This is a genomic window from Planococcus sp. 11815 (assembly GCF_051096385.1).
Classification (GTDB): Bacteria; Bacillota; Bacilli; order Bacillales_A; family Planococcaceae; genus Planococcus; species Planococcus citreus.
The window spans coordinates 1,973,468-1,996,778 of sequence record NZ_CP096991.1 but is presented as its reverse complement, the minus strand read 5'-3'; the positions used below and the strand labels follow the sequence as shown (position 1 = coordinate 1,996,778).

General features: G+C 48.9%; 20 protein-coding genes. All 20 read left to right on the top strand.

The window, feature by feature from the left end:
* The first annotated feature begins 56 nt into the window (after positions 1 to 56).
* The 20 genes from topA to M1Q06_RS10085 all read left to right on the top strand — a co-directional run bounded on the left by topA (position 57) and on the right by M1Q06_RS10085 (position 23,305).
* Positions 57 to 2,126 carry a type I DNA topoisomerase gene (gene topA, locus M1Q06_RS10180; protein ID WP_434399512.1) on the top strand — a complete coding sequence of 690 codons (2,070 nt, stop codon included), beginning with the start codon at positions 57 to 59 and terminating at the stop codon, positions 2,124 to 2,126.
* A gap of 20 nt (positions 2,127 to 2,146) precedes the next feature.
* Positions 2,147 to 3,457, top strand: coding sequence for an FADH(2)-oxidizing methylenetetrahydrofolate--tRNA-(uracil(54)-C(5))-methyltransferase TrmFO (gene trmFO / locus M1Q06_RS10175; RefSeq protein WP_434399511.1), 1,311 nt, complete (start codon positions 2,147 to 2,149; stop codon positions 3,455 to 3,457).
* Between the two features lie 69 nt (positions 3,458 to 3,526).
* The gene (gene xerC, locus M1Q06_RS10170) at positions 3,527 to 4,420 is read left to right on the top strand and encodes a tyrosine recombinase XerC (protein ID WP_121297661.1); all 894 of its coding nucleotides are present in this window, start codon (positions 3,527 to 3,529) and stop codon (positions 4,418 to 4,420) included.
* Between the two features lie 16 nt (positions 4,421 to 4,436).
* On the top strand, positions 4,437 to 4,985 hold the full coding sequence (hslV, locus tag M1Q06_RS10165; RefSeq protein WP_058380455.1) for an ATP-dependent protease subunit HslV: 549 nt from the start codon (positions 4,437 to 4,439) through the stop codon (positions 4,983 to 4,985).
* The gene (gene hslU, locus M1Q06_RS10160) at positions 4,982 to 6,379 is read left to right on the top strand and encodes an HslU--HslV peptidase ATPase subunit (protein ID WP_101190523.1); all 1,398 of its coding nucleotides are present in this window, start codon (positions 4,982 to 4,984) and stop codon (positions 6,377 to 6,379) included. Before hslV ends, hslU begins: the two co-directional genes overlap by 4 nt.
* A gap of 95 nt (positions 6,380 to 6,474) precedes the next feature.
* Positions 6,475 to 7,254: a GTP-sensing pleiotropic transcriptional regulator CodY gene (codY, locus tag M1Q06_RS10155; protein ID WP_121297659.1), complete on the top strand. Its 780-nt coding sequence runs from the start codon at positions 6,475 to 6,477 to the stop codon at positions 7,252 to 7,254.
* A 255-nt stretch (positions 7,255 to 7,509) separates the two neighbouring features.
* Positions 7,510 to 8,226 (top strand): 30S ribosomal protein S2, encoded by a 717-nt coding sequence (gene rpsB, locus M1Q06_RS10150; RefSeq protein WP_101805111.1) that lies wholly within the window; start codon positions 7,510 to 7,512, stop codon positions 8,224 to 8,226.
* Positions 8,227 to 8,314: 88 nt separating this feature from the next.
* On the top strand, positions 8,315 to 9,199 hold the full coding sequence (gene tsf, locus M1Q06_RS10145) for a translation elongation factor Ts (protein WP_121297658.1): 885 nt from the start codon (positions 8,315 to 8,317) through the stop codon (positions 9,197 to 9,199).
* Between the two features lie 79 nt (positions 9,200 to 9,278).
* Complete coding sequence (gene pyrH / locus M1Q06_RS10140) at positions 9,279 to 10,004, top strand: UMP kinase (protein ID WP_101190520.1); 726 nt, start codon at positions 9,279 to 9,281, stop codon at positions 10,002 to 10,004.
* Positions 10,004 to 10,561 (top strand): ribosome recycling factor, encoded by a 558-nt coding sequence (gene frr / locus M1Q06_RS10135; RefSeq protein WP_121297657.1) that lies wholly within the window; start codon positions 10,004 to 10,006, stop codon positions 10,559 to 10,561. The genes pyrH and frr overlap by 1 nt, the downstream gene beginning before the upstream one ends.
* Before the next feature lie 152 nt (positions 10,562 to 10,713).
* Positions 10,714 to 11,508, top strand: a complete 795-nt coding sequence (locus M1Q06_RS10130) for an isoprenyl transferase (protein WP_434399510.1) — start codon at positions 10,714 to 10,716, stop codon at positions 11,506 to 11,508.
* Positions 11,505 to 12,296, top strand: a complete 792-nt coding sequence (locus tag M1Q06_RS10125; RefSeq protein ID WP_274624104.1) for a phosphatidate cytidylyltransferase — start codon at positions 11,505 to 11,507, stop codon at positions 12,294 to 12,296. The genes M1Q06_RS10130 and M1Q06_RS10125 overlap by 4 nt, the downstream gene beginning before the upstream one ends.
* Before the next feature lie 18 nt (positions 12,297 to 12,314).
* Positions 12,315 to 13,457, top strand: a complete 1,143-nt coding sequence (gene dxr, locus M1Q06_RS10120) for a 1-deoxy-D-xylulose-5-phosphate reductoisomerase (RefSeq protein WP_434399509.1) — start codon at positions 12,315 to 12,317, stop codon at positions 13,455 to 13,457.
* A 44-nt stretch (positions 13,458 to 13,501) separates the two neighbouring features.
* The gene (rseP, locus tag M1Q06_RS10115; RefSeq protein ID WP_434399508.1) at positions 13,502 to 14,761 is read left to right on the top strand and encodes an RIP metalloprotease RseP; all 1,260 of its coding nucleotides are present in this window, start codon (positions 13,502 to 13,504) and stop codon (positions 14,759 to 14,761) included.
* Positions 14,762 to 14,847: 86 nt separating this feature from the next.
* Positions 14,848 to 16,551 (top strand): proline--tRNA ligase, encoded by a 1,704-nt coding sequence (locus tag M1Q06_RS10110; RefSeq protein ID WP_434399507.1) that lies wholly within the window; start codon positions 14,848 to 14,850, stop codon positions 16,549 to 16,551.
* Between the two features lie 80 nt (positions 16,552 to 16,631).
* Positions 16,632 to 20,939 (top strand): PolC-type DNA polymerase III, encoded by a 4,308-nt coding sequence (locus tag M1Q06_RS10105; protein ID WP_434399506.1) that lies wholly within the window; start codon positions 16,632 to 16,634, stop codon positions 20,937 to 20,939.
* Between the two features lie 126 nt (positions 20,940 to 21,065).
* Positions 21,066 to 21,545 (top strand): ribosome maturation factor RimP, encoded by a 480-nt coding sequence (rimP, locus tag M1Q06_RS10100; protein WP_434399505.1) that lies wholly within the window; start codon positions 21,066 to 21,068, stop codon positions 21,543 to 21,545.
* 26 nt (positions 21,546 to 21,571) lie between these two features.
* Complete coding sequence (gene nusA, locus M1Q06_RS10095; RefSeq protein ID WP_121297649.1) at positions 21,572 to 22,699, top strand: transcription termination factor NusA; 1,128 nt, start codon at positions 21,572 to 21,574, stop codon at positions 22,697 to 22,699.
* A 19-nt stretch (positions 22,700 to 22,718) separates the two neighbouring features.
* The gene (gene rnpM / locus M1Q06_RS10090; RefSeq protein ID WP_058380470.1) at positions 22,719 to 23,000 is read left to right on the top strand and encodes an RNase P modulator RnpM; all 282 of its coding nucleotides are present in this window, start codon (positions 22,719 to 22,721) and stop codon (positions 22,998 to 23,000) included.
* Positions 22,997 to 23,305 (top strand): YlxQ family RNA-binding protein, encoded by a 309-nt coding sequence (locus tag M1Q06_RS10085; RefSeq protein WP_058380471.1) that lies wholly within the window; start codon positions 22,997 to 22,999, stop codon positions 23,303 to 23,305. The genes rnpM and M1Q06_RS10085 overlap by 4 nt, the downstream gene beginning before the upstream one ends.
* The last annotated feature ends 6 nt before the right edge of the window (positions 23,306 to 23,311 follow it).

Genomic DNA, 23,311 nt, shown 5'->3' with positions numbered 1-23,311 from the left:
TTGCATCAGGTGATTCTTTACACAATTTGAAGAGACCTCTATGAGGAGGAGTATGAATGGCGGATTATTTGGTGATTGTCGAATCGCCCGCAAAGGCGAAGACAATTGAACGGTATTTGGGAAAAAAGTATAAAGTGAAAGCCTCTCTCGGCCATTTGCGCGATTTGCCGCGCAGCCAGATGGGGGTAGATGTCGAAAATAATTACGAGCCCCGCTATATCACGATTCGCGGAAAAGGCCCGATTCTACAGGATCTGAAAAAAGAAGCGAAAAAAGCGAAAAAAGTCTTTCTCGCGGCTGACCCCGACAGAGAAGGCGAAGCGATCGCCTGGCATTTGGCGAACGCGCTCGGAGTGGACGTCGATTCGGATTGCCGTGTCGTGTTCAACGAAATTACAAAAGACGCAGTAAAAGATGCATTCAAGCAACCGCGCAAATTGGATATGGATTTGGTCGATGCCCAGCAGGCGCGACGCATCCTAGACCGTCTTGTCGGGTATAGCATCAGCCCGATCCTATGGAAAAAAGTGAAAAAAGGCTTGTCAGCCGGCCGTGTTCAATCGGTTGCACTTGGCCTGATCATCGACCGCGAGAACGAAATCAAGAATTTCGAACCAGAAGAATATTGGTCGATTACAGGCGAGTTCGAAAAAGCGAAAAAAATATTCGAGGCCCAGTTTTACGGAACGCCCGAAAAGAAACTGAAGCTCTCCAATGAAGAAGATGTCAAAGCCGTATTGGCTACGATGAAAGGCAAGGATTTCCTTGTGAAGAGCGTTGTCAAAAAAGAACGCAAACGCAATCCTTCCCTATCTTTCACCACATCCTCTCTCCAGCAGGAAGCAGCGCGCAAGCTGAATTTCCGTGCCAAGAAAACGATGATGCTCGCACAGCAGCTCTATGAAGGGATCTCGGTCGGAAAAGAAGGCGTAACCGGGTTGATCACCTACATGCGTACCGATTCCACACGGATTTCCGAATCGGCCAAGCAAGATACGATCGGTTTCATCCTTGATAAATATGGCGAAGAATATGTGACGCAGAAGCCTGCAGCCAAACAATCCCAGAAGTCACAGGATGCCCACGAAGCTGTCCGCCCGACTAGCGTACACCGCACGCCGGAATCGCTGAAGAGCATTTTGTCCCGCGATCTTTACCGCTTGTACAAATTGATCTGGGACCGTTTTGTAGCGAGCCAGATGTCACCCGCCGTCCTGGATACGGTGATGGCCGAGCTGCAAAACGGCGAAGCGATTTTCCGTGCCAACGGTTCTCAAGTGAAGTTTCCTGGTTTCATGAAGCTTTATATTGAAGGGACCGACGATAAGAAAGAAGAAAAAGACAATATTCTCCCTGAAATGAAGGAAGGCGACAAAGTCAAAGCGACTGAAATTACGCCGAACCAGCATTTCACCCAGCCGCCTCCGCGTTATACGGAAGCGCGCCTGGTGCGTACTTTGGAAGAGCTCGGGATAGGCCGACCGTCAACCTATGCGCCGACTTTGGATACGATCCAAAAGCGCGGCTATGTTGCACTCGACGCGAAGCGTTTCATCCCGACCGAACTTGGGGAAATTGTCCATCAATTGGTGCGTGATTTCTTCCCGGATATTTTGAACATCGAGTTTACCGCGAAAATGGAAAACGATCTGGACAGCATCGAAGAAAGTGAAGTCGACTGGCGTGCGATCATCGATGTCTTCTACAAAGAATTCGCCAAAGATCTCGAAGTGGCAGAGAACGAAATGGAGAAAGTCCAGATCAAAGACGAGCCCGCTGGAGAAGATTGCGAGGAATGCGGTTCGCCGATGGTGTTCAAGCTTGGGCGCTACGGCAAGTTCATGGCCTGCAGCAACTTCCCGGAATGCCGCAACACAAAAGCGATCGTCAAGCATATCGGCGTCAAATGCCCGACTTGTAAAGAAGGCGAGATCGTCGAACGGAAAAGCAAGAAGCGCCGCGTATTCTATGGTTGCGAACGCTATCCGGAATGTGAATTCGTTTCTTGGGACAAGCCGATCGAACGCCCTTGCCCGAAATGCAGCAGCTTGATGGTCGAAAAGAAAGTGAAAAAAGGCGTGCAGATCAATTGCACAGCCTGCGACTACAAAGAAGAAGTTCAATAATAATATAGAGGTGTTTTATCATGACGAAAATTGTAAATGTAATCGGTGCCGGACTTGCAGGAAGCGAAGCGGCATGGCAAATCGCCAAACGCGGCGTCAATGTCAGGCTTTATGAAATGCGCCCGGTCAAACAAACGCCGGCACACCATACGGATAAATTTGCGGAATTGGTCTGCAGCAACTCGTTGCGCGCCAATTCATTGACCAATGCGGTCGGCGTCATTAAAGAAGAAATGCGCAAACTGGATTCGGTCATCATTGATGCAGCCGATAAAGCGTCGGTGCCTGCTGGTGGCGCGCTTGCAGTCGACCGTCACGAGTTTGCAGGGATGGTCACGGAAAATGTCCGCAATCACCCGCTTGTTGAAGTGATCAATGAAGAAGTGACGGAAATCCCGGAAGGCATCACGATCATCGCAACCGGCCCATTGACTTCGCCGGCGCTTGCCGAGAAAGTCCGCAAGCTGACTGGCGAAGAATACCTCTATTTCTACGATGCGGCAGCGCCGATCGTCGAAAAAGACAGCATCGACATGGACAAAGTCTATTTGAAATCGCGTTACGATAAAGGCGAAGCCGCTTATCTGAACTGCCCGATGACAGAAGAAGAGTTCCGCCGCTTCCATACGGCTTTAGTCGAAGCGGAAGTCGTGCCGCTTAAGGAATTCGAAAAAGAAATCTATTTCGAAGGCTGCATGCCGGTCGAAGTGATGGCTGCCAGAGGCGATAAGACCTTGACCTTCGGGCCGATGAAACCTGTCGGATTGGAAGACCCGAAAACCGGCAAGCGCCCTTACGCGGTTGTGCAATTGCGCCAGGACGATGCAGCCGGCACGCTGTACAATATCGTCGGATTCCAGACGCATTTGAAATGGGGAGCGCAAAAAGAAATCCTGCGCATGATCCCGGGGCTCGAGAATGTCGAAATCGTCCGTTACGGCGTCATGCACCGCAATACATTCATCAACTCACCGAACGTGTTGAAGCCGACCTATCAACTAAAAGCCGACCCGAACATTTTCTTCGCCGGCCAAATGACAGGCGTCGAAGGCTATGTGGAATCTGCGGGAAGCGGTTTGCTCGCGGGCATCAACGCGGCGAAGCTGGCACTTGGCGAGGAGCAGGTCGTATTGCCGGCAGAAACGGCACTTGGCAGCATGGCGCGTTATATCACTGAAGCCGATTCGAAGAACTTCCAGCCGATGAACATCAATTTCGGCTTGTTCCCGGATCTCGGCGAACGCATCAAGTCAAAGCAGGAGCGCGCTGAACGCCACGCCAACCGTGCGTTGGAGTCAATTCAAAATTATATGAATTCAGTGACGGTTTAATTGAAAAAAGCCTCTAAGTATTGGTATACTTTAGAGGCTTTTTTAATTGCCTGAAAGGCGGCGTGCCAGATGACGAAAGAACAGATGCTCGAATCGTTCATGAGCTATATCCAATTGGAAAAGAATTATTCCGCCCACACTGTCCACCAGTACCTACAGGATCTGGAGGGTTTTTTTCTGTTCCTGGAACAAGAAGGCGTGAGTGATCTGCACGAAGTCGAATACCTTCATGCGCGAAATTATGTAACGAAACTATATGAAGCTGAATTATCCAGAACGTCAATCTCAAGGAAAATCTCCGCCATCCGGTCGTTTTTCCGGTACGGCAACCGCGAATTCGGGCTCAGTGAAGCAGCGTTCCGTTCGCTGTTCCATCCGAAGAAAGAAGAGCGGCTGCCGCAGTTTTTCTACGAGGAAGAGCTTGAGCAGCTGTTCGCTTCACTCACGGGTGAAGATGCGCTGTCACTCCGGAACCGTGCATTATTGGAGTTGCTGTATGCGACCGGCATGCGCGTCAGTGAATGTGTATCGATCAAGATGAAAGATTTGGACCGCCATATGCATATTGTTAAAGTGCTCGGCAAGGGCAGGAAAGAACGTTACATCCCTTACGGCCAGTTTGCACACGACGCGTTGGAACTTTATATCGACTCGGCCCGTCCAAGGTTAATGAAGTCGAAAGAGCACGAAATGCTATTCGTCAATAGCCGAGGTGATGGGGTGACGGACCGTGGCGTCCGCCATATCCTGAACGAATGCATGAAAAAGGCGTCGCTCAATTCATCGATCTATCCCCATATGATCCGCCATACATTCGCTACGCATCTATTGAACAATGGAGCGGATATGCGCACCGTACAGGAATTACTGGGACATGCGCATCTCAGTTCCACGCAAGTCTATACGCATGTGACGAAAGACCATTTGCGCAATACGTATTTAAAAGCCCATCCAAGGGCATAAGGAGGAGAACCTTACCATGCAGGAATTTCATGCAACCACGATCTTTGCAGTAAAGCACAAAGGCAAATCGGCTATGGCCGGAGATGGGCAAGTGACGTTCGGCAATGCCGTCGTCATGAAACATACTGCGAAAAAAGTGCGCCGGCTTTACAACAATGAAGTACTGACGGGATTTGCTGGTTCTGTGGCGGATGCTTTCACGCTGTTTGAAATGTTTGAAGGCAAACTCACCGAATTCAATGGCAATCTTCAGCGCGCTGCTGTCGAACTTGCGAAGCAATGGCGTGGCGATAAAATGCTGCGACAGCTGGAAGCGATGCTCATCGTCATGAACAAAGATGAACTATTGCTCGTCTCAGGCACCGGAGAAGTCATCGAACCTGATGATGGGATCCTGGCAATCGGCTCAGGCGGCAATTACGCGCTTGCGGCTGGCCGGGCATTGAAGAAATATGCAGGCGACCAACTGACGGCGGGCGAAATTGCCCAATCTGCGCTTGAAACGGCTGCAGATATTTGCGTCTACACCAACCACCAAATTATCATGGAGGAGTTGTCAGAATGAAAACACAAACCGATTTAACTCCCCGGCAGATTACCGATCACTTGGACCGTTTCATCGTCGGGCAGAAAGATGCCAAGCGCTCAATCGCAATTGCGCTGCGCAACCGCTATCGCCGCAGCCGCCTCGATGAAGAAATGCAGGATGAAGTCATCCCGAAAAATATTTTGATGATCGGCCCGACCGGTGTCGGGAAAACGGAAATCGCGCGCCGCATCGCAAAACTGACCGGGGCGCCATTCATCAAAGTCGAAGCGACGAAGTTTACGGAAGTCGGATATGTCGGCCGCGACGTGGAGTCGATGGTGCGTGATTTAGTGGAAGCATCCGTGCGCATCGTCAAAGAAGAAAAATACGAAGCCGTAAAAGAACGCGCAGAATCCTCTGCCAACGACCGCCTCGTGAAATTGCTGGCGCCGTCGATGAAGAAAAAGCAGACTGCGCAAAATCCGCTTGAAATGTTCTTCGGCCAAAAACAAGAGCAGGAAGAGGAAGATCCTGAAGCTGAAGTGGAAGTGCGCGTCAAGCGCCGCGAAATTGCCGCTGACCTGAAAGCTGGCAAGTTGGAAGACGAGTGGGTAACAGTGGAAGTGACGGAAAACACGGCTTCCATGTTTGACGCTTTCCAAGGATCGGGGATGGAGCAGATGGGCGAAAACATGCAGGATGCCTTGTCTTCCTTGATGCCGAAGAAAAAGAAAAAGCGCCGCATGCAAGTGAAAGACGCACGGCGCGTATTGACGGCTGAAGAATCGGAAAAGCTGGTCGATAGCGAGGAAATCTCGTCCGAAGCGATTCGCCGCGCTGAACAGCATGGCATCATCTTCATCGATGAAATGGACAAAATCGCCAGCAAAAGTTCCACTTCCTCTGCCGATGTATCGAGGGAAGGGGTCCAGCGCGACATCTTGCCGATCGTTGAAGGCTCGACTGTATCGACAAAATATGGCGCGGTGAAAACTGATTATATGCTGTTCGTCGCGGCTGGTGCATTCCATATGTCGAAGCCATCCGACCTGATCCCGGAATTGCAGGGCCGTTTCCCGATCCGTGTCGAATTGACCAAGCTGGAAGTCGATGATTTCGTGAAAATTTTGACGGAACCGAAACATTCCTTGCTCAATCAGTATAAAGCCCTTCTCGAAACAGAGGGAGTTATGGTACACTTTACTGATGCGTCAATCGTCAGACTTGCGGAAATTGCTTATGAAGTAAATCAACAGACGGATAATATCGGCGCTCGCCGACTTCATACAATATTGGAACGCTTATTGGAGGACCTATCATTTGAGGCATCTGAGATTTCACCTGCCCAAATCGATATCACTCCTCAATACGTTAACGAAAAACTTGAAAATGTGGCGAAAAACAAAGATTTGTCACAATTTATCTTGTAGAACAAGGCGTATTGGTTTCATTAAAGTGTAAAAACCTTTAGAATATTGAATAAACGGTGCGAAATACGTACGAATCATGTAGGAGGTTCATAATTATGAATTTATTGGGAAAAACAAGACGAATTAACTCTATGCTGCAAGCAGCAGCCGGCAAGCCGGTAAACTTTAAGGACATGGCTGAAACATTGAGCGAAGTCATCGAAGCGAATGTCTTCGTTGTCAGCCGCAAAGGTAAGGTACTTGGCTATGCTGTCAACCAGCAGATCGAAAACGAGCGCATGAAGAACATGCTCGAAGAACGCCAATTCCCGGTCGAATACACACAAAACCTTTCGAACGTTACAGAAACATCCGCTAACATGGATGTGAACAGTGAGCACACAATCTTCCCAGTGGAAGAGCGCGAACTATTCAAAAACGGCTTGACGACGATCGTTCCGATCATCGGCGGCGGCGAACGCCTTGGCACTTTGTTGCTAGGACGCGTTAACGACCAGTTCGGCGACGACGATTTGATCCTTGGCGAATACGGCGCGACAGTTGTCGGCATGGAGATCCTCCGTGAAAAAGGCGACCGCATCGAAGAGGAAGCACGCAGCAAAGCTGTTGTGCAAATGGCGATCAGCTCGCTTTCATACAGCGAACTTGAAGCGATCGAGCATATCTTTGAAGAACTTGACGGCAACGAAGGCTTGCTTGTCGCATCTAAAATTGCTGACCGCGTCGGCATCACGCGTTCGGTCATCGTCAACGCACTCCGCAAACTCGAGAGTGCCGGCGTTATCGAATCGCGTTCACTGGGCATGAAAGGAACGTATATCAAAGTATTGAATACGAAATTCCTTGCAGAGCTTGAACAATTGAAAATGAATTAAACCCACACGCCGCCCCGGACTATCCAATAGTTCCGGGGTGGCTTTTGCGTTCTGCAGTGTTCCCGATCGCCGTTCAATATTGCAATCGGTTGTTTTTATAAATATCAGTTGCAGGCACCAGCAACTGCGTGGTATAATTTCAAATGGTGTTAAATACACACGCATTCCGATCTGTTCCGCAGGTGCCTTTATTGGTAACGGTTCAGAAGCGAAGAGTGCGGAGGCAAACAAAAACCTATTAGGAGGAAACACATCATGGCAGTAATTTCAATGAAACAATTGCTCGAAGCTGGTGTTCACTTTGGCCACCAGACTCGTCGTTGGAACCCGAAAATGAAAAAATACATCTTCGTGGAACGTAACGGCATCTACATCATCGACCTTCAAAAGACGGTCCGCAAACTTGAGGAAGCTTACAACTTCATGAAGCAAGTGGGCGAAGAAGGCGGTAAAGTCTTGTTCGTAGGAACAAAAAAACAAGCTCAGGACGCGATCAAAGAAGAAGCAGAACGTTCTGGCAACTACTACATCAACCAACGCTGGTTGGGTGGTACTTTGACTAACTTCGGCACGATCCAAAAACGTGTTAACCGCATGAAACAGATCGAGCGTATGGAAGAAGACGGCACTTTCGAAGTCCTTCCGAAAAAAGAAGTAGTCCAATTGAAAAAACAACACGAACGCTTGGAGAAATTCCTAGGCGGTATCCGTGACATGAACGGTCTTCCAGACGTAATGTTCGTCGTAGACCCTCGTAAAGAACGCATCGCAGTAGCAGAAGCTATGAAATTGAACATTCCAATCGTAGGTATCGTTGATACAAATTGCGACCCGGACGAAATCGATTACGTAATCCCTGCAAACGATGATGCTATCCGTGCGGTCAAACTATTGACTGGCAAAATGGCTGACGCTCTTCTTGAGTCTAAGCCGGAAGAAGACGAAGAAGCATCAGCGGAAACTGCTGAGTAATTCGCAATGTTTACAGGTGATAAGCGGCCAACCCCACTTATCACCTTTTTTTGAGAAAACACAGACAAGTTGAAGGAGGAATTTAATCATGGCAGTTACAGCTCAAATGGTTAAAGAATTGCGCGAAAAAACAGGCGCAGGTATGATGGATTGCAAAAAAGCATTGGTACAAACTGACGGTGACATTGACGCAGCTCTAGATTTCCTTCGTGAAAAAGGGTTGTCAAGCGCTTCTAAAAAAGCAGACCGCATCGCAGCTGAAGGAATCACGTCAATCCTTGAAGAAGGTAACGAAGCAGTCATCTACGAAGTTAACGCTGAAACGGATTTCGTAGCGAAAAACGAAGGCTTCCAAACTTTGGTTAAAGAAATCGGCGAGCATTTGCTTGCAACTAAACCAGCGACAATCGATGAAGCAAATGCTTCTACTATGTCAAACGGATTGTCCGTAGCGGACCACATCTCGAACGCTATCGCTAAAATCGGTGAGAAAATCACCTTGCGCCGCTTCGAAATCCGCACAAAATCAGACAATGACGCTTTCGGCCCTTACTTGCACATGGGCGGACGCATCGGTGTTCTCGTTCTTTTGGAAGGTTCTTCCGATTCACAAGCTGCACGTGATATCGCTATGCACATCGCTGCACTTAACCCGAAATTCATTTCTCGCGACGAAGTGTCTGCTGAAGAAGTAGAGCGTGAGCGCAAAGTATTGACTGAGCAAGCGTTGAACGAAGGCAAGCCAGAAAAAATCGTTGAAAAAATGGTTGAAGGCCGTCTTGGGAAATACTTCGAAGACATCTGCTTGCTTGACCAAGCATTCGTCAAAAACTCTGATCAGAAAGTCCGCGAGTTCGCAGCATCTGTTGGCGGCACTGTGAAAGAGTTCATCCGTTACGAAGTGGGCGAAGGCATCGAAAAACGCGAAGACAACTTCGCTGACGAAGTCATGAGCCAAGTCAACAAAAAATAATCCAACTTTTATAAGAGTTATCCGGGGAGCACAATGTTGTGTTCCCTGTTTTTCAATAAACGTGTAACGGAGGGTACCGATGAGTGTTCCAAAATACAAACGCATTGTACTGAAATTAAGTGGAGAAGCGATGGCAGGCGGACAAGGTTTCGGTCTTTCCCCTGAAATCATCAAATCTGTCGCAGCGCAAGTGAAGGAAATCGTAGACCTTGGCGTAGAAGTAGCGGTAGTGGTTGGCGGAGGAAACATCTGGCGCGGAAAAGTCGGTTCGGAAATGGGCATGGACCGTGCGACTGCCGACTATATGGGGATGCTGGCAACTGTCATGAACTCACTGGCCTTGCAGGATTCGCTCGAGAAGCAAGACGTGGAAACACGCGTATTGTCTTCAATTGAAATGCGCCAAGTCGCAGAACCGTATATTCGCAGAAGAGCGATCCGCCACCTCGAGAAAAAACGTGTCGTCATTTTCTCGGCCGGAACCGGAAACCCTTACTTCTCGACAGATACGACAGCTGCGTTGCGAGCTGCAGAAATTGAAGCAGATGTCATCTTGATGGCGAAAAACAACGTGGACGGCGTTTATTCTGCCGATCCAAAAACCGATGTTGAAGCGGTCAAATACGATGAACTGTCGTACTTCGACGTCATTCAACAAGGACTTCAAGTGATGGATTCGACAGCTTCCACATTATGTATGGACAATGATATTCCACTCGTAGTATTCTCTATAATGGAAAAAGGAAACATAAAACGAGCTGTTCTTGGTGAAAAGATCGGGACAGTAGTGAGGAGATCATTATAATGCCGAAAACAATCATGAACGATACGAAAACGAAAATGAGCAATGCCATTCAAGCTTTTTCGCGTGATTTGGCTTCTATCCGCGCGGGGCGTGCGACCCCTTCATTGCTCGACAAAATTACCGTCGAGTACTACGGTGCCCCGACACCTGTCAACCAAGTTGCCGGCATTTCAGTCCCGGAAGCACGTTTGATCATGATCCAGCCTTACGACAAAACCGTATTGCCTGAAATCGAAAAAGCGATCATGAAATCGGATCTTGGACTCAGTCCTTCAAACGATGGCAACGTCATCCGTCTTGCGGTTCCAGCTCTTACAGAGGAGCGCCGTAAAGATTTGGTCAAGCAAGTGAAGAAAGAAGGGGAAGATGCTAAAGTCATCATCCGCAATATTCGCCGCGATGCCAACGACGATTTGAAAAAGCTTGAGAAAAAAAGCGAGATTACAACCGATGATTTGCGTGGCTACTCAGACGATGTGCAAGATATGACAAACACGCATATCGCTAAAATTGATGACATGGTCAAAGACAAAGAAACTGAAATCATGGCAGTTTAAGCGAACTTCATCTGTTCCCGGGCGTCCTGTATAACAGGACGCTTTTTTCATGCCAAAATTTCGGAAGTGCCTTGAAAGTTCACGCACAACGCGCATTTTTTTGATATGATAAGCAATAGACATTCCGATTGGTTACAAGTGGAGGATTAATTATGTTCAATAAACTATTAAAGAGAAATATAGAGCCGGTAGTGGTGGAATACGGAGAGCGTGCCATGGCTGTAGCCGGTGCAGGCGTACCGTCCCATGTGGCGATCATCATGGACGGCAACGGGCGTTGGGCGAAAAAGCGTTCGATGCCGAGAGTGGCAGGCCATCACGAGGGAATGAAGACCGTCCGCAAAATAACGAAGCTCGCAAGCCATCTCGGCGTCGACGTATTGACGTTATATGCGTTTTCGACGGAAAACTGGAAGCGCCCGAAAATGGAAGTCGACTTTCTGATGCGTTTGCCGGAAGAGTTTCTATCGAGTTTTTTACCGGAGCTGATTGAAGAGAACGTCCGTGTGGAAATGATGGGTTATGTAGATGATCTGCCAGCCCATACGATCCAGGCGATCCAAAAAGCGAAAGAGGCAACCAAGCACAACGACGGATTGGTGTTGAACTTTGCATTGAATTACGGCAGCCGCGCGGAAATCGTCGACGCCGTGAAAAACTTGGCTGCTTTGGTACAAGCAGGTGAACTGGAGCCATCCGAAATTTCAGAAGACATGATCACAAGCCGTCTCATGACGAGCGGTTTGCCGGAGCCTGATCTATTGATCCGAACGAGCGGGGAGGTTCGTTTGAGCAATTTCATGCTATGGCAATTGGCTTATACCGAATTTTGGTTTACCGACACCTTATGGCCTGATTTCGGTGAAGATTGCTTGCTCGAGGCATTCGAGATTTATCAGAAACGAAATCGGCGTTATGGTGGGTTGAAGGGGGAAGAAGCAAATTGAAGCAACGCATTATTACAGGAGCTATAGCAGCTGCCCTATTTATTCCATTTGTCATCATCGGCGGGATTCCGTTTATTCTTTTGGTCTACGTCCTAGCAACTATCGGTTTTCAGGAATTGCTTAAAATGAAAGGCCGGAGCCTCATGAGCGTGCCCGGCCTTATTTCTCTTGTGGCCTTGTATGCTTTCATGCTGCCAGGAGATTGGTCCCAGCAAGTATACGAATGGACTGGCTATCTGAAAGTGGAGTTCGTCTTCATGGCGGTCATCTTACTGTTAATACATACGGTCGTCGTTAAAAATAGCTTTACCTTTGACGATGCCGCGTTCGCTATCCTCGGCACCCTTTATGTGGGGCTAGGGTTCTATTACTTAATCGAAACACGGGAATCTGGGCTTGCGGTATTGATTTTTGCACTGCTGGTTGTATGGTTCACCGATTCCGGAGCTTATTTTACAGGGCGCAAAATCGGAAAGCGCAAACTATGGCCGGAAATTTCACCGAATAAAACAATTGAAGGGTTTGTCGGCGGCATTATCTGGGCTGTTGGCATCGCGCTTATTTTCGCTTATTTTGCGGGCATGGAACAGCCTATCGTATTGGTCATCATCGTCGCAATTGTTGCTTCGATTTTCGGACAATTGGGCGATTTGGTGGAATCGGCTTTGAAGCGTCATTTTAATGTTAAAGATTCCGGCAAGATGCTGCCTGGGCATGGAGGCATTTTAGACCGCTTCGATAGTATCCTTTTTGTCATGCCGCTATTACATTTCCTGCATTTTATTTAAGAGAGGGTTGTTTCATAGATGAAAAAAATCATATTGCTCGGCGCGACCGGTTCAATCGGCATCCAGACAGCCGATATCATCCGGGAACATCCCGAAGAATTTTCACTAGTCGGATTATCAGCCGGTAAAAACATGGAAAAAACACGCGAGCTAATTCAAGAGTTCCAGCCAGAAATCGTCTGCGCCCAGCTCGCTGAAGATGCGCGGCAGCTGCAGCAGGATTACAAGGGCATTCTATTCGTCCATGGCAATAAAGGCCTGATTGATGTTTCGACATATGAAGCGGATGTATTGGTCAATGCAGTGATCGGCAGTGTCGGGCTTGAACCGACTTTGGAAGCGATTAAACTCGGCCGCACGATTGCAATCGCCAATAAAGAAACACTTGTGACAGCGGGGCATCTCGTCATGCAAAGCGCTAAAAAATACGGTGCCGATATCTTGCCGGTGGACAGTGAACATTCAGCTCTGTTCCAAGCGCTCAACGGAGAAAAGCTCGAGCAGGCAAGTCGGTTGATCCTGACGGCTTCAGGCGGCAGCTTCCGTGACAAAACGCGCAATGAACTTGCAGATGTCACAGTGGAAGATGCACTCAATCACCCAAACTGGTCGATGGGCTCCAAGATCACGATCGATTCCGCGACGATGTTGAATAAAGGCCTGGAAGTGATCGAAGCGCATGTGCTGTTCGATTTTGCCTATGATGATATCGATGTGCTATTGCACCGTGAGAGCATCATCCATTCCATGGTTGAATTCCAGGACACGAGTGTCATGGCACAGCTCGGGACACCTGATATGAGAGTGCCGATCCAGTATGCGCTTTCCTATCCAGACCGCCTGCCGCGACCAGCTGCCAAACGGCTGGACCTGGCGGAAATCGCACAGTTGAATTTCCGGGCGATGGATTACGAACGCTTCCGTGCTTTGAAGTTGGCGTTCGATGCCGGGCGGGAAGGCGGCACGATGACCACTGTCTTGAATGCTGCCAATGAGCAGGCAGTTGCGATGTTTTTGAACCGTCAAATCAGCTTTTTGCAAATCGAGGAATTTATTGAACGGGCTATGCTTGCCCATCAGACGATTGCTTCGCCAGATCTCGAAACGATTCTTGTGGCAGATTCTGAAACGAGAAAAACTGTGGAAAACATGCTAAAATAGCGACAGATTAAAACCGAATAAGGTTTATTAAGGATGGGTTCAATATGGAGACAGTATTAGCGTTCATTATCATTTTCGGCGCATTAGTGTTTTTCCACGAGCTGGGCCATTTCCTGTTCGCTAAGCGGGCCGGAATCCTCGTTCGTGAATTCGCTATCGGAATGGGCCCTAAGATTTTAGGCATTACAAGAGGCGAGACGCTGTATACGATTAGATTGCTACCGATTGGCGGATATGTCCGCATGGCTGGTGAAGAAATGGATGCCATTCATCTGCAGGCAGGCCATCGCATCGGATTGCTGTTGGATGAAAAGGGACAGGCCAAGAAAGTCATCCTTAACCAAAAGCATGTCTATCCCGATATCCTGTTTCTGGAAGTAGAACAAGCAGATCTCGAAAAAGATCTTTTCATCAAAGGATACGACGAAGACGAGCAATTGGTGAATATCAAAGTTGCCCGTGATGCGGTAGTGGAAGAAAATGGCCGTGAAACGATCTTGGCGCCTTATGACCGCACATTCGATGCAAAAAATTTGCCGAATCGCTTCATGACGATTTTTGCTGGGCCGTTCTTCAACTTTATCCTGGCATTCTTCATCTTTACGGCCATCGGCATGCTGCAGGGGGTTCCGACTTTCGAACCAGTGATTTCCGAAGTGACAGAAGACAGCCCTGCTGAAGAGGCGGGCATGCAAGACGGCGATTTGGTGACGGAAATCGAAGGCCAATCGATCAGCACGTGGGACGAGTTGGTGGAGTCCGTACAAGACAGTGCAGGAACAGCGCTTGATTTCCAAGTAGAGCGTGATGGTCAACCTCTGAATTTCACGATCACGCCCGAATTGTCTGAGCAAGCTGGAGAAGAAGTCGGCGTCATCGGCGTCTTGTACCAAAGCCCGGTGGAAAAAGACTTTTTCGGTTCATTCGCGTATGGGGCTGAACAAACAGTGTTTTGGTTTAAAGAGATATTCCGCTTGCTCGGCATGCTTGTGACAGGCCAATTCACCATCGATGCTTTGTCCGGTCCTGTCGGTATCTACAAAACCACTGAAGAAGTCGCCCAGTATGGCATCTTTACGCTCATGAGCTGGGCTGGCATGCTCAGCATCAACTTAGGGATCATGAACTTGTTGCCGCTGCCAGCGCTTGACGGCGGACGCCTCATGTTCTTTGTCCTTGAAGCATTGCGAGGCAAGCCGGTCGATAAGCAAAAAGAAGGGATGGTCCATTTTGTCGGGATCATGCTGTTAATGCTCTTGATGATTGTCGTCACATGGAATGACATTCAGCGATTCTTCTTTTAATGAGAGAAAGGGAAGCGTCTAACGCTTTCCTTTCTCTGCTACATAGGGATTTACAAATACAATAACCAGTCGAGGTGTATTCGGATATGAGACAAACATTAAGCTTTATCCCGACGTTACGGGAAACTCCAGCTGATGCGGAAGTGAAATCGCATCAATTATTGCTGCGGTCAGGATTTATTCGCCAAAATACGAGCGGGATCTATTCATTCCTTCCGCTCGGCAAACGCGTTCTGCACAAAGTCGAGAAAATCATCCGTGAGGAAATGGAAGCGATCAATAGCGTAGAAGTATTCATGCCTGCGCTTCAGCAAGCTGAACTTTGGCAGGAGACTGGACGCTGGTATTCTTACGGCGACGAATTGATGCGTTTAAAAGACCGCAACGACCGTGAATTTGCACTAGGTGCAACTCATGAAGAAATCATCACGAGCCTACTGCGCGACGAAATCAAGTCCTATAAGAAATTACCGCTAACTTTGTATCAAATCCAGTCGAAGTTCCGCGATGAGAAACGCCCACGATTCGGTTTGCTGCGCGGACGCGAATTCCTCATGAAAGATGCGTATTCCTTCCATGCGACGCCGGAAAGCCTGGATAAGACCTACGACGATATGATGCAGGCCTATAGCAATATCTTCAGACGCCTCGGGTTGAATTTCCGCGCCGTCATCGCGGATTCAGGGGCAATCGGCGGCAAGGACAACCACGAATTCATGGTGCTGTCGGAAATCGGCGAAGACACGATTGCGTATTCAGACAATTCACCATATGCCGCGAATATTGAAATGGCCGCCGTTCAAATGGACTATTCGAAATCCGATGAGCAAGCGCGTCAAGTTGAAAAAGTCTCAACGCCTGATCAGAAGACCATTGCACAAGTGGCGGAGTTCCTCGAGACGACGCCGGAAAACTGCATTAAAACGCTTGTGTTCAAAGCGGATGATGAGCTGATTGTCGTATTGTCGCGCGGCGACCATGAAGTGAATGACGTTAAAGTCAAGCATATTTCAGGTGCTAAGCTGATCGATATGGCGACGCCTGAAGACGTGCGTGAATTGTTGTCCTGCGATATCGGCTCAATCGGGCCAGTGAACTTACCTGCAGGCGTCCGCGTATTTGCGGACAATGCTGTTAAATCGATCGTCAACGGCGTCACAGGCGCTAATGAAGACGGTGTCCATTTCAAAAATGTTACACCTGATGAAGATTTCACGGTAGAAGCATATGGAGACTTGCGCTTTGTAAAAGAAGGCGACCCTTCACCAGACGGAAACGGCACGATTCAATTCGCCAAAGGAATCGAAGTCGGCCATATCTTCAAGCTCGGCACGACTTACAGCGAGCCGATGAAAGCGACATTCCTCAATGACCAAGGCAAAGCGATGCCTTATATCATGGGCTGCTACGGCATCGGTGTTTCCCGCATTGTCGCGGCTGTCGCTGAACAATTCCAGGACGATTCCGGGTTCACTTGGCCGACTGCAGTCGCACCGTATGAAATCCACGTCGTGCCGGTCAACGTCAAAGACGACGTGCAACGCGAAACCGGCGAAGAAATTTATGAACAACTAAAAGCCCAAGGATTCGAAGTGCTGCTTGATGACCGCAAAGAGCGCGCCGGCGTGAAATTCGCCGATGCCGATTTGATTGGCTTGCCACTCCGCATCACTGTCGGCAAACGTGCCGCTGAAGGAATCCTGGAAGTGAAAATCCGCGAAACCAACGAAACAGTCGAATGGCATAAAGATGAAGTGCAAGACAAGGTACGCGAATTCTTTAAGAAATGAATAATAATCTGATATGATAAAAGGAAAGTACAAACGTACTTTCCTTTCTTTTTCTGAAATAAATGGCGAAGGGGATAATCATGATAAATGAGCAAGACGCCAAAATGAGATTTAAATTGCTGCTGCAGCATCTGGAGTTAACCGACGATGTCCATATGCCATATTTTGAAGGGGCGGAATTGACACGCATGACCGTTCATAAGAAAGACCGGGCATGGCGTTTTATCGTCAAACTCAAGCAAGTGCTGCCGCTTGAATTATTTATTATTTTCCGCGAGCGGCTGCAAGCCAAGTTTTCATCGATTGCAAGCGTTCAAGTGCATATAGAAACACCCGCGCAACAAGCTGACGGCGAGCAAGTTTCCGCCTACTGGCGGCATGTCGTCGATGAACTAGCGGATATGGCACCGCCTTTACGCGAGCGCCTGCTGTCGCAAGCACCTGTGTGGAACGGCAATAAATTGATTGTCGACTGCTGCCATGAACATGAAATGATGGCATTGAAATCCAAGTATACCGAAAAACTGAGCCAGGTTTTTCAGCAATTCGGGTTCCCTGCGTTTTCAATCGATTTCCAGCTATCGGCAGAAGACCAACAGGAAGCGCGCGCTGCCTTTATGGAAGAGCGCAAAGCCGAAGAAGAAGCGATGGCCAAAAGAGCTGTCGCGGACATGAAGAAACGCGAAACCGAACGCAAAGAAAATGGCGCGCCATCCGGTCCTTTCCAGATGGGCTCTGCCATCAAGCCGGATGAGCCGATTGTCGAGATCCGTTCGATCGTCGACGAAGAACGCCGCGTCACTATCGAAGGCTTCGTGTTTGATGTCGAAGTCCGTGAGCTGCGCAGCGGCCGTTCGCTATTGACCGTCAAGATGACCGATTATACGGATTCGATCCTCGTCAAAATGTTCTCGCGCGATAAAGAAGACGCAGAGCTCATGGCCCAGGCGAAAAAAGGCATGTGGCTGAGAGCGAGAGGCTCGATCCAAACCGATACATTCGTCCGGGATTTGGTCATGATGTCGAATGACATGGTCGAAATCAACCCGTCTGTCCGAAAAGACACCGCTGAAACCAAACGGGCGGAATTGCACTTGCATTCACCGATGAGCCAGATGGACGCTGTTTCTTCCATTGAATCATTGGTCGCCCAAGCGGCGAAATGGGGCCATCCGGCGATCGCAGTCACGGACCATGCAGGCGTCCAAGCATTTCCGGACGCTTATGCCGCGAGCCAAAAGCATGGCATCAAGGCGATATTCGGCTTAGAAGCGAACTTAGTTGATGACGGCGTCCCAATCGCCTACGAAGAACGGCATGCGTTGCTTGAGGAAGAGACTTTCGTCGTCTTTGACTTAGAGACGACTGGATTATCCGCCGTCTATGACACGATCATCGAGCTGGCAGCGGTCAAGATCAAGGGCGGGAATATCATCGATAAATTCGAGCGTTTCGCCAATCCGCATCATCCTTTGTCGGCGACGACAATCGACTTGACAGGCATCACGGATGATATGGTCCGAAACGCACCCGAAGTCGAAGACGTCATCCGCGAATACCATGAATGGGCAGGCGATCATATCATGGTCGCGCATAATGCTTCATTCGATATGGGCTTTTTGTATGTTGCCTATAAGAAATACGGCATCGATAAAACACATGCCACGATCGATACACTAGAACTTGCCCGCATGCTCCACCCGGAAATGAAGAACCACCGTTTGAACACGCTGGCGAAAAAGTTCAATATCGAACTGACTCAGCATCACCGCGCCATCTACGATACGGAAGCGACCGCTTACCTATTGACGCACTTATTGAAAGAAGCGGACGACAAAGGCATTCTCTATCATGATCAATTGAATGATTATGTCGGGACAGGCGATTCCTATAAGCGCTCACGGCCGACGCATTGCACGCTTTTGGCAAAAGATCAGGAAGGCCTGAAAAACCTGTTCAAGCTTGTTTCGGCATCCCATATCAATTATTTCTACCGTGTACCGCGCATACCTCGCTCATTGTTGCAGCGCCACCGAAAAGGCTTGCTCGTCGGTTCGGGCTGCGATAAAGGCGAAGTGTTCGAAGCGGTCATGCAGAAATCCATGGAAGAAGTAGAGCGCACGGCGCAGTTCTATGATTATTTGGAAGTGCATCCGAAAGAAGTGTACCAGCCATTGATCGACCGCGAATTGATTCGCGACGAATGGAATCTAGAAGACATCATCCGCAAGCTGGCCAAAGTGAGCCGTAAGCTCGACAAGCCGCTGGTCGCTACAGGCAATGTCCATTACCTTGATGAAACGGACGCCATCTTCCGCCAAGTGCTGATCGGTTCACAAGGCGGCGCGAATCCATTGAACCGTTCCACATTGCCGAAAGTGCATTTCCGCACGACCAATGAAATGCTCGACGCATTCGATTTTCTCGGAGAAGAGACGGCACGTGAGATCGTAGTCGACAATTCCTTGAAGATTGCCGATATGATCGATGTCGTCAAACCGATCAAAGACGAATTGTATACACCGAAAATTGAAGGAGCGGATGAAGAAGTCCGTGAACTCAGTTATACGATGGCGCGTTCGATTTACGGAGACGACTTGCCGGAAATCGTCGAGGCGCGCATCGAGAAAGAATTGAAGTCTATTATTGGCCACGGTTTTGCGGTCATCTATTTGATTTCGCATAAACTGGTGAAAAAATCGCTTGACGACGGCTATCTCGTTGGTTCCCGAGGGTCTGTCGGATCGTCACTTGTCGCGACGCTGACGGAGATTACGGAAGTCAACCCGCTGCCGCCTCATTACGTGTGCCGGAAATGCAAAAAATCCGAGTTCTTCGATGACGGCTCTGTCGGTTCTGGCTTTGACTTGAAAGATAAAGATTGCCCGGATTGCGGGGTTCCGTATAAAAAAGACGGACAGGACATCCCGTTTGAAACTTTCCTTGGATTTAAAGGCGATAAAGTACCCGATATCGATTTGAACTTCAGTGGCGAATATCAGCCGCAAGCGCATAATTACACGAAAGTGCTGTTCGGTGAAGACAATGTCTTCCGGGCCGGCACAATCGGCACCGTAGCAGAAAAAACAGCTTACGGGTATGTGCGCGGCTACGCCAATGACCGCGATATGACGATGCGCGGCGCGGAGATCGACCGTTTGGTGCAAGGCTGTTCCGGCGTCAAGCGCAGCACAGGCCAGCACCCGGGAGGCATCATTGTTGTGCCCGATTATATGGACATCTACGATTTCTCGCCGATTCAATTTCCAGCGGATGCGCAAGATTCCGAATGGAAGACGACCCATTTCGACTTTCACTCGATCCACGATAATTTATTGAAGCTTGATATTCTCGGGCATGATGACCCGACAGTGATCCGCATGCTGCAGGATCTGTCCGGTATCGATCCGAAGACGATTCCGACAGATGACCCGGAAGTGATGAAGATTTTTGCAGGTCCCGAATCGCTCGGCGTCACGAAAGAGCAAATCGGCTGTAAAACCGGAACGCTCGGTATTCCCGAGTTCGGGACACGCTTCGTCCGCCAAATGCTTGAAGATACGAAACCGACGACATTTTCGGAACTCGTACAGATTTCCGGATTGTCGCACGGCACGGACGTGTGGCTTGGCAATGCCCAGGAATTGATCCATAACGGCACATGCCAACTGTCCGATGTCATCGGCTGCCGGGATGACATCATGGTCTACTTGATTTATCAAGGGCTCGAGTCTTCCTTGGCGTTCAAGATCATGGAATCGGTACGGAAAGGGAAAGGGCTGACGCCGGAGATGGAAGCGGCGATGAAAGAGAAAGCGGTCCCGAACTGGTATATCGAGTCGTGTAAGAAAATCAAGTACATGTTCCCGAAAGCACATGCCGCGGCCTACGTTTTGATGGCAGTCCGGATCGCTTATTTCAAGGTCCATTTCCCGGTTCTCTATTACGCAGCGTACTTTACGGTGCGGGCGGAAGATTTCGATGTCAACGCCATGGCTAAAGGGTCCCAATCGATCCGTGCCAAAGTGGACGAAATCAATTCAAAAGGATTGGAAGCTTCGACGAAAGAGAAGAACTTGCTGACGGTCATGGAGCTTGCGCTTGAAATGGTCGAACGCGGCTATTCATTCCAGAAAGTCGATTTGTATAAATCCTCTGCGGATGAATTCCTGATCGAAGGCAATACCTTGATCCCGCCGTTCAACGCGATTCCAGGACTCGGCACCAATGCCGCGAAGTCGATCGTTGCCGCAAGGGCGGAAGGCGAATTCCTGTCGAAGGAAGATTTACAGCAGCGCGGCCGCGTTTCGAAAACGATCATCGAGTACATGGATGACCACGGCTGCCTAGAGGGGATGCCTGACGCCAATCAGCTGTCCTTGTTCTAGTCAGTTGCGCCGTGCCGCTAAGCATGGTATTATTGTAATAACATTTACTGATAGCTCTGTCGCAGAAGAGTGGGTTCTCCCGCTCTTTTCTGTTTGTTATGGCATATTATTGGCAGGAGGCATTTTATGAGCAAAATTACAGAACAAATTGAAGCAATGGCACAACCGATCGTCGATGAACTGGAACTTGAACTAGTCGATGTCGAGTTTGTGAAGGAAGGCAAGAACTGGTTCTTGCGCGTCTATGTGGACAATCCACAAGAGCCGATCGATATCGATCAATGCGCAATCGTCAGTGAGCGCTTAAGCGAAGAGCTTGACGCGACCGACCCGATCGAGCAGAACTATTTCCTGGAAGTATCTTCGCCAGGAGCGGAACGCCCGTTGAAGAAAGAGAAGGATTTCGAAAAAGCTTTGGAAAACTTCATCTATATCAAAACGTACGAGCCGATTGAAGATACGAAAGAATTCGAAGGTTATTTGAAGTCATATGATGAAGAACAAGTGGAGATTGAGATCAAGATCAAGACCCGCAGAAAAACCATCAGCATCCCGAGAAAGAAAATTGCCGTGATTCGTCTGGCGATCGATTTTTCTGCAAGCTGAATAGAAGAATTTAGGAGTGAATAACTATGAGCAGTGAGCTATTGGATGCTTTAGAAGTGTTGGAAAAACAAAAGGGGATTTCACGCGATGTGTTGATCGAAGCAATCGAAGCAGCACTCGTCACCGCCTATAAGCGCAATTTCAACCAAGCGCAGAACGTCCGTGTCGATTTGAACCTTGATACTGGGACAATGCTGGTCTATTCCCGCAAGGATGTAGTCGAGGAAGTCGAAGATGACCGCCTGCAAATCTCGTTGGAAGATGCGCATGCACTCAACCCGGTCTATGAAATCGGCGATATTGTGGAAGAGGAAGTCACACCGCGCAATTTCGGCCGCATCGCTGCACAAACGGCGAAACAAGTCGTCACACAGCGCGTACGCGAAGCAGAGCGCGGGTTGATTTTTGAGGAATATGTGGACCGTGCGGATGATATCGTCAACGGAATTGTCGAACGCATGGACGCACGCAACTTGTATGTCGGTTTAGGCAAAGTCGAAGCGGTATTGCCGCAGACGGAACAAATGCCGAACGAAAGCTACCAGCCGCATGACCGCATCAAGGTCTATATCACTAAAGTCGAGCGCACAACACGCGGCCCGCAAGTGTTCGTTTCACGCACACATCCAGGGCTTTTGCGCCGTTTGTTCGAGAACGAAGTGCCGGAAATCTACGACGGCATTGTCGAGATCAAGTCAATTGCGCGTGAAGCGGGAGACCGTTCAAAAATCTCCGTCCACGCAAACGATGAAGAAGTGGATCCAGTCGGTTCATGCGTCGGGTCACGAGGCGGCCGTGTACAGACCATCGTCAATGAATTAGGCGGCGAGAAAATCGATATCGTGGAATGGTCGGAAGATCCAGTCGTTTTTGTAGCGAATGCCCTTAGCCCATCTAAAGTGTTGGATGTGCAAGTGAGTGAAGACGATAAATCGACGACAGTCGTCGTGCCTGATTACCAATTGTCTCTTGCGATCGGCAAACGCGGTCAAAATGCCCGTCTGGCGGCGAAATTGACAGGTTGGAAAATTGATATCAAGAGTGAAACGGATGCCCGTGAACTAGGGATTTATCCGCCTGAAGGCGCGGTAATCGTGAAGTCGGATGCTGAAACTGACACAGATGACTTTGATTTTTACGACGAAGAAGAATAAGCTGAGAAGGTGATATCCGTTGGCTATGCAAAAGAAAATTCCGCTGAGAAAATGTGTCGCGACCGGTGAAATGCATCCGAAAAAGGAAATGATCCGCGTCGTGCGTTCCAAAGAAGGAGAAGTATTCGTCGATCTTACCGGCAAAAAGTCAGGTAGAGGCGCATATGTTTCCAAATCGGAAGATGCCATCGAATTGGCACGTAAAAAGAAGGTTTTGGACAAGCAGCTTGAAGTGAAAGTTCCAGGCGAAATCTACGAAGAGCTCGTCCATGCCGTACGCAGAGAGCAGCTGAAATCATGAATAAAGAAAAAATCCTGCAGTTTTTAGGGCTTGCTACACGTGCACGAAAACTGGTAACCGGTGAAGAATTGGTCATCAGCGAAGTGCGCCGCGGCAACGCGAAATTAGTCATTGTGGCTGAAGATGCGTCTGAAAACACAAGAAAAAAACTGCACGATAAATGCAATTCCTATAACGTGCCAGTGCGCATAGGCGCTAGCCGCTATGAGATTGGTCACGCAATAGGAAAAGAAGCACGCGTCGTTCTGGCGATTACCGATAACGGTTTTGCCAAGAAAATGACGAGCTTGTTTGACGAAAACTAACCGGGG

Bases quoted from the DNA above. Each gene is read 5' to 3' on its own strand.
- topA (WP_434399512.1), top strand. From the start codon at position 57: ATGGCGGATTATTTGGTGATTGTCGAATCGCCCGCAAAGGCGAAGACA.
- trmFO (WP_434399511.1), top strand. From the start codon at position 2,147: ATGACGAAAATTGTAAATGTAATCGGTGCCGGACTTGCAGGAAGCGAA.
- xerC (WP_121297661.1), top strand. From the start codon at position 3,527: ATGACGAAAGAACAGATGCTCGAATCGTTCATGAGCTATATCCAATTG.
- hslV (WP_058380455.1), top strand. From the start codon at position 4,437: ATGCAGGAATTTCATGCAACCACGATCTTTGCAGTAAAGCACAAAGGC.
- hslU (WP_101190523.1), top strand. From the start codon at position 4,982: ATGAAAACACAAACCGATTTAACTCCCCGGCAGATTACCGATCACTTG.
- codY (WP_121297659.1), top strand. From the start codon at position 6,475: ATGAATTTATTGGGAAAAACAAGACGAATTAACTCTATGCTGCAAGCA.
- rpsB (WP_101805111.1), top strand. From the start codon at position 7,510: ATGGCAGTAATTTCAATGAAACAATTGCTCGAAGCTGGTGTTCACTTT.
- tsf (WP_121297658.1), top strand. From the start codon at position 8,315: ATGGCAGTTACAGCTCAAATGGTTAAAGAATTGCGCGAAAAAACAGGC.
- pyrH (WP_101190520.1), top strand. From the start codon at position 9,279: ATGAGTGTTCCAAAATACAAACGCATTGTACTGAAATTAAGTGGAGAA.
- frr (WP_121297657.1), top strand. From the start codon at position 10,004: ATGCCGAAAACAATCATGAACGATACGAAAACGAAAATGAGCAATGCC.
- M1Q06_RS10130 (WP_434399510.1), top strand. From the start codon at position 10,714: ATGTTCAATAAACTATTAAAGAGAAATATAGAGCCGGTAGTGGTGGAA.
- dxr (WP_434399509.1), top strand. From the start codon at position 12,315: ATGAAAAAAATCATATTGCTCGGCGCGACCGGTTCAATCGGCATCCAG.
- rseP (WP_434399508.1), top strand. From the start codon at position 13,502: ATGGAGACAGTATTAGCGTTCATTATCATTTTCGGCGCATTAGTGTTT.
- M1Q06_RS10110 (WP_434399507.1), top strand. From the start codon at position 14,848: ATGAGACAAACATTAAGCTTTATCCCGACGTTACGGGAAACTCCAGCT.
- M1Q06_RS10105 (WP_434399506.1), top strand. From the start codon at position 16,632: ATGATAAATGAGCAAGACGCCAAAATGAGATTTAAATTGCTGCTGCAG.
- rimP (WP_434399505.1), top strand. From the start codon at position 21,066: ATGAGCAAAATTACAGAACAAATTGAAGCAATGGCACAACCGATCGTC.
- nusA (WP_121297649.1), top strand. From the start codon at position 21,572: ATGAGCAGTGAGCTATTGGATGCTTTAGAAGTGTTGGAAAAACAAAAG.
- M1Q06_RS10085 (WP_058380471.1), top strand. From the start codon at position 22,997: ATGAATAAAGAAAAAATCCTGCAGTTTTTAGGGCTTGCTACACGTGCA.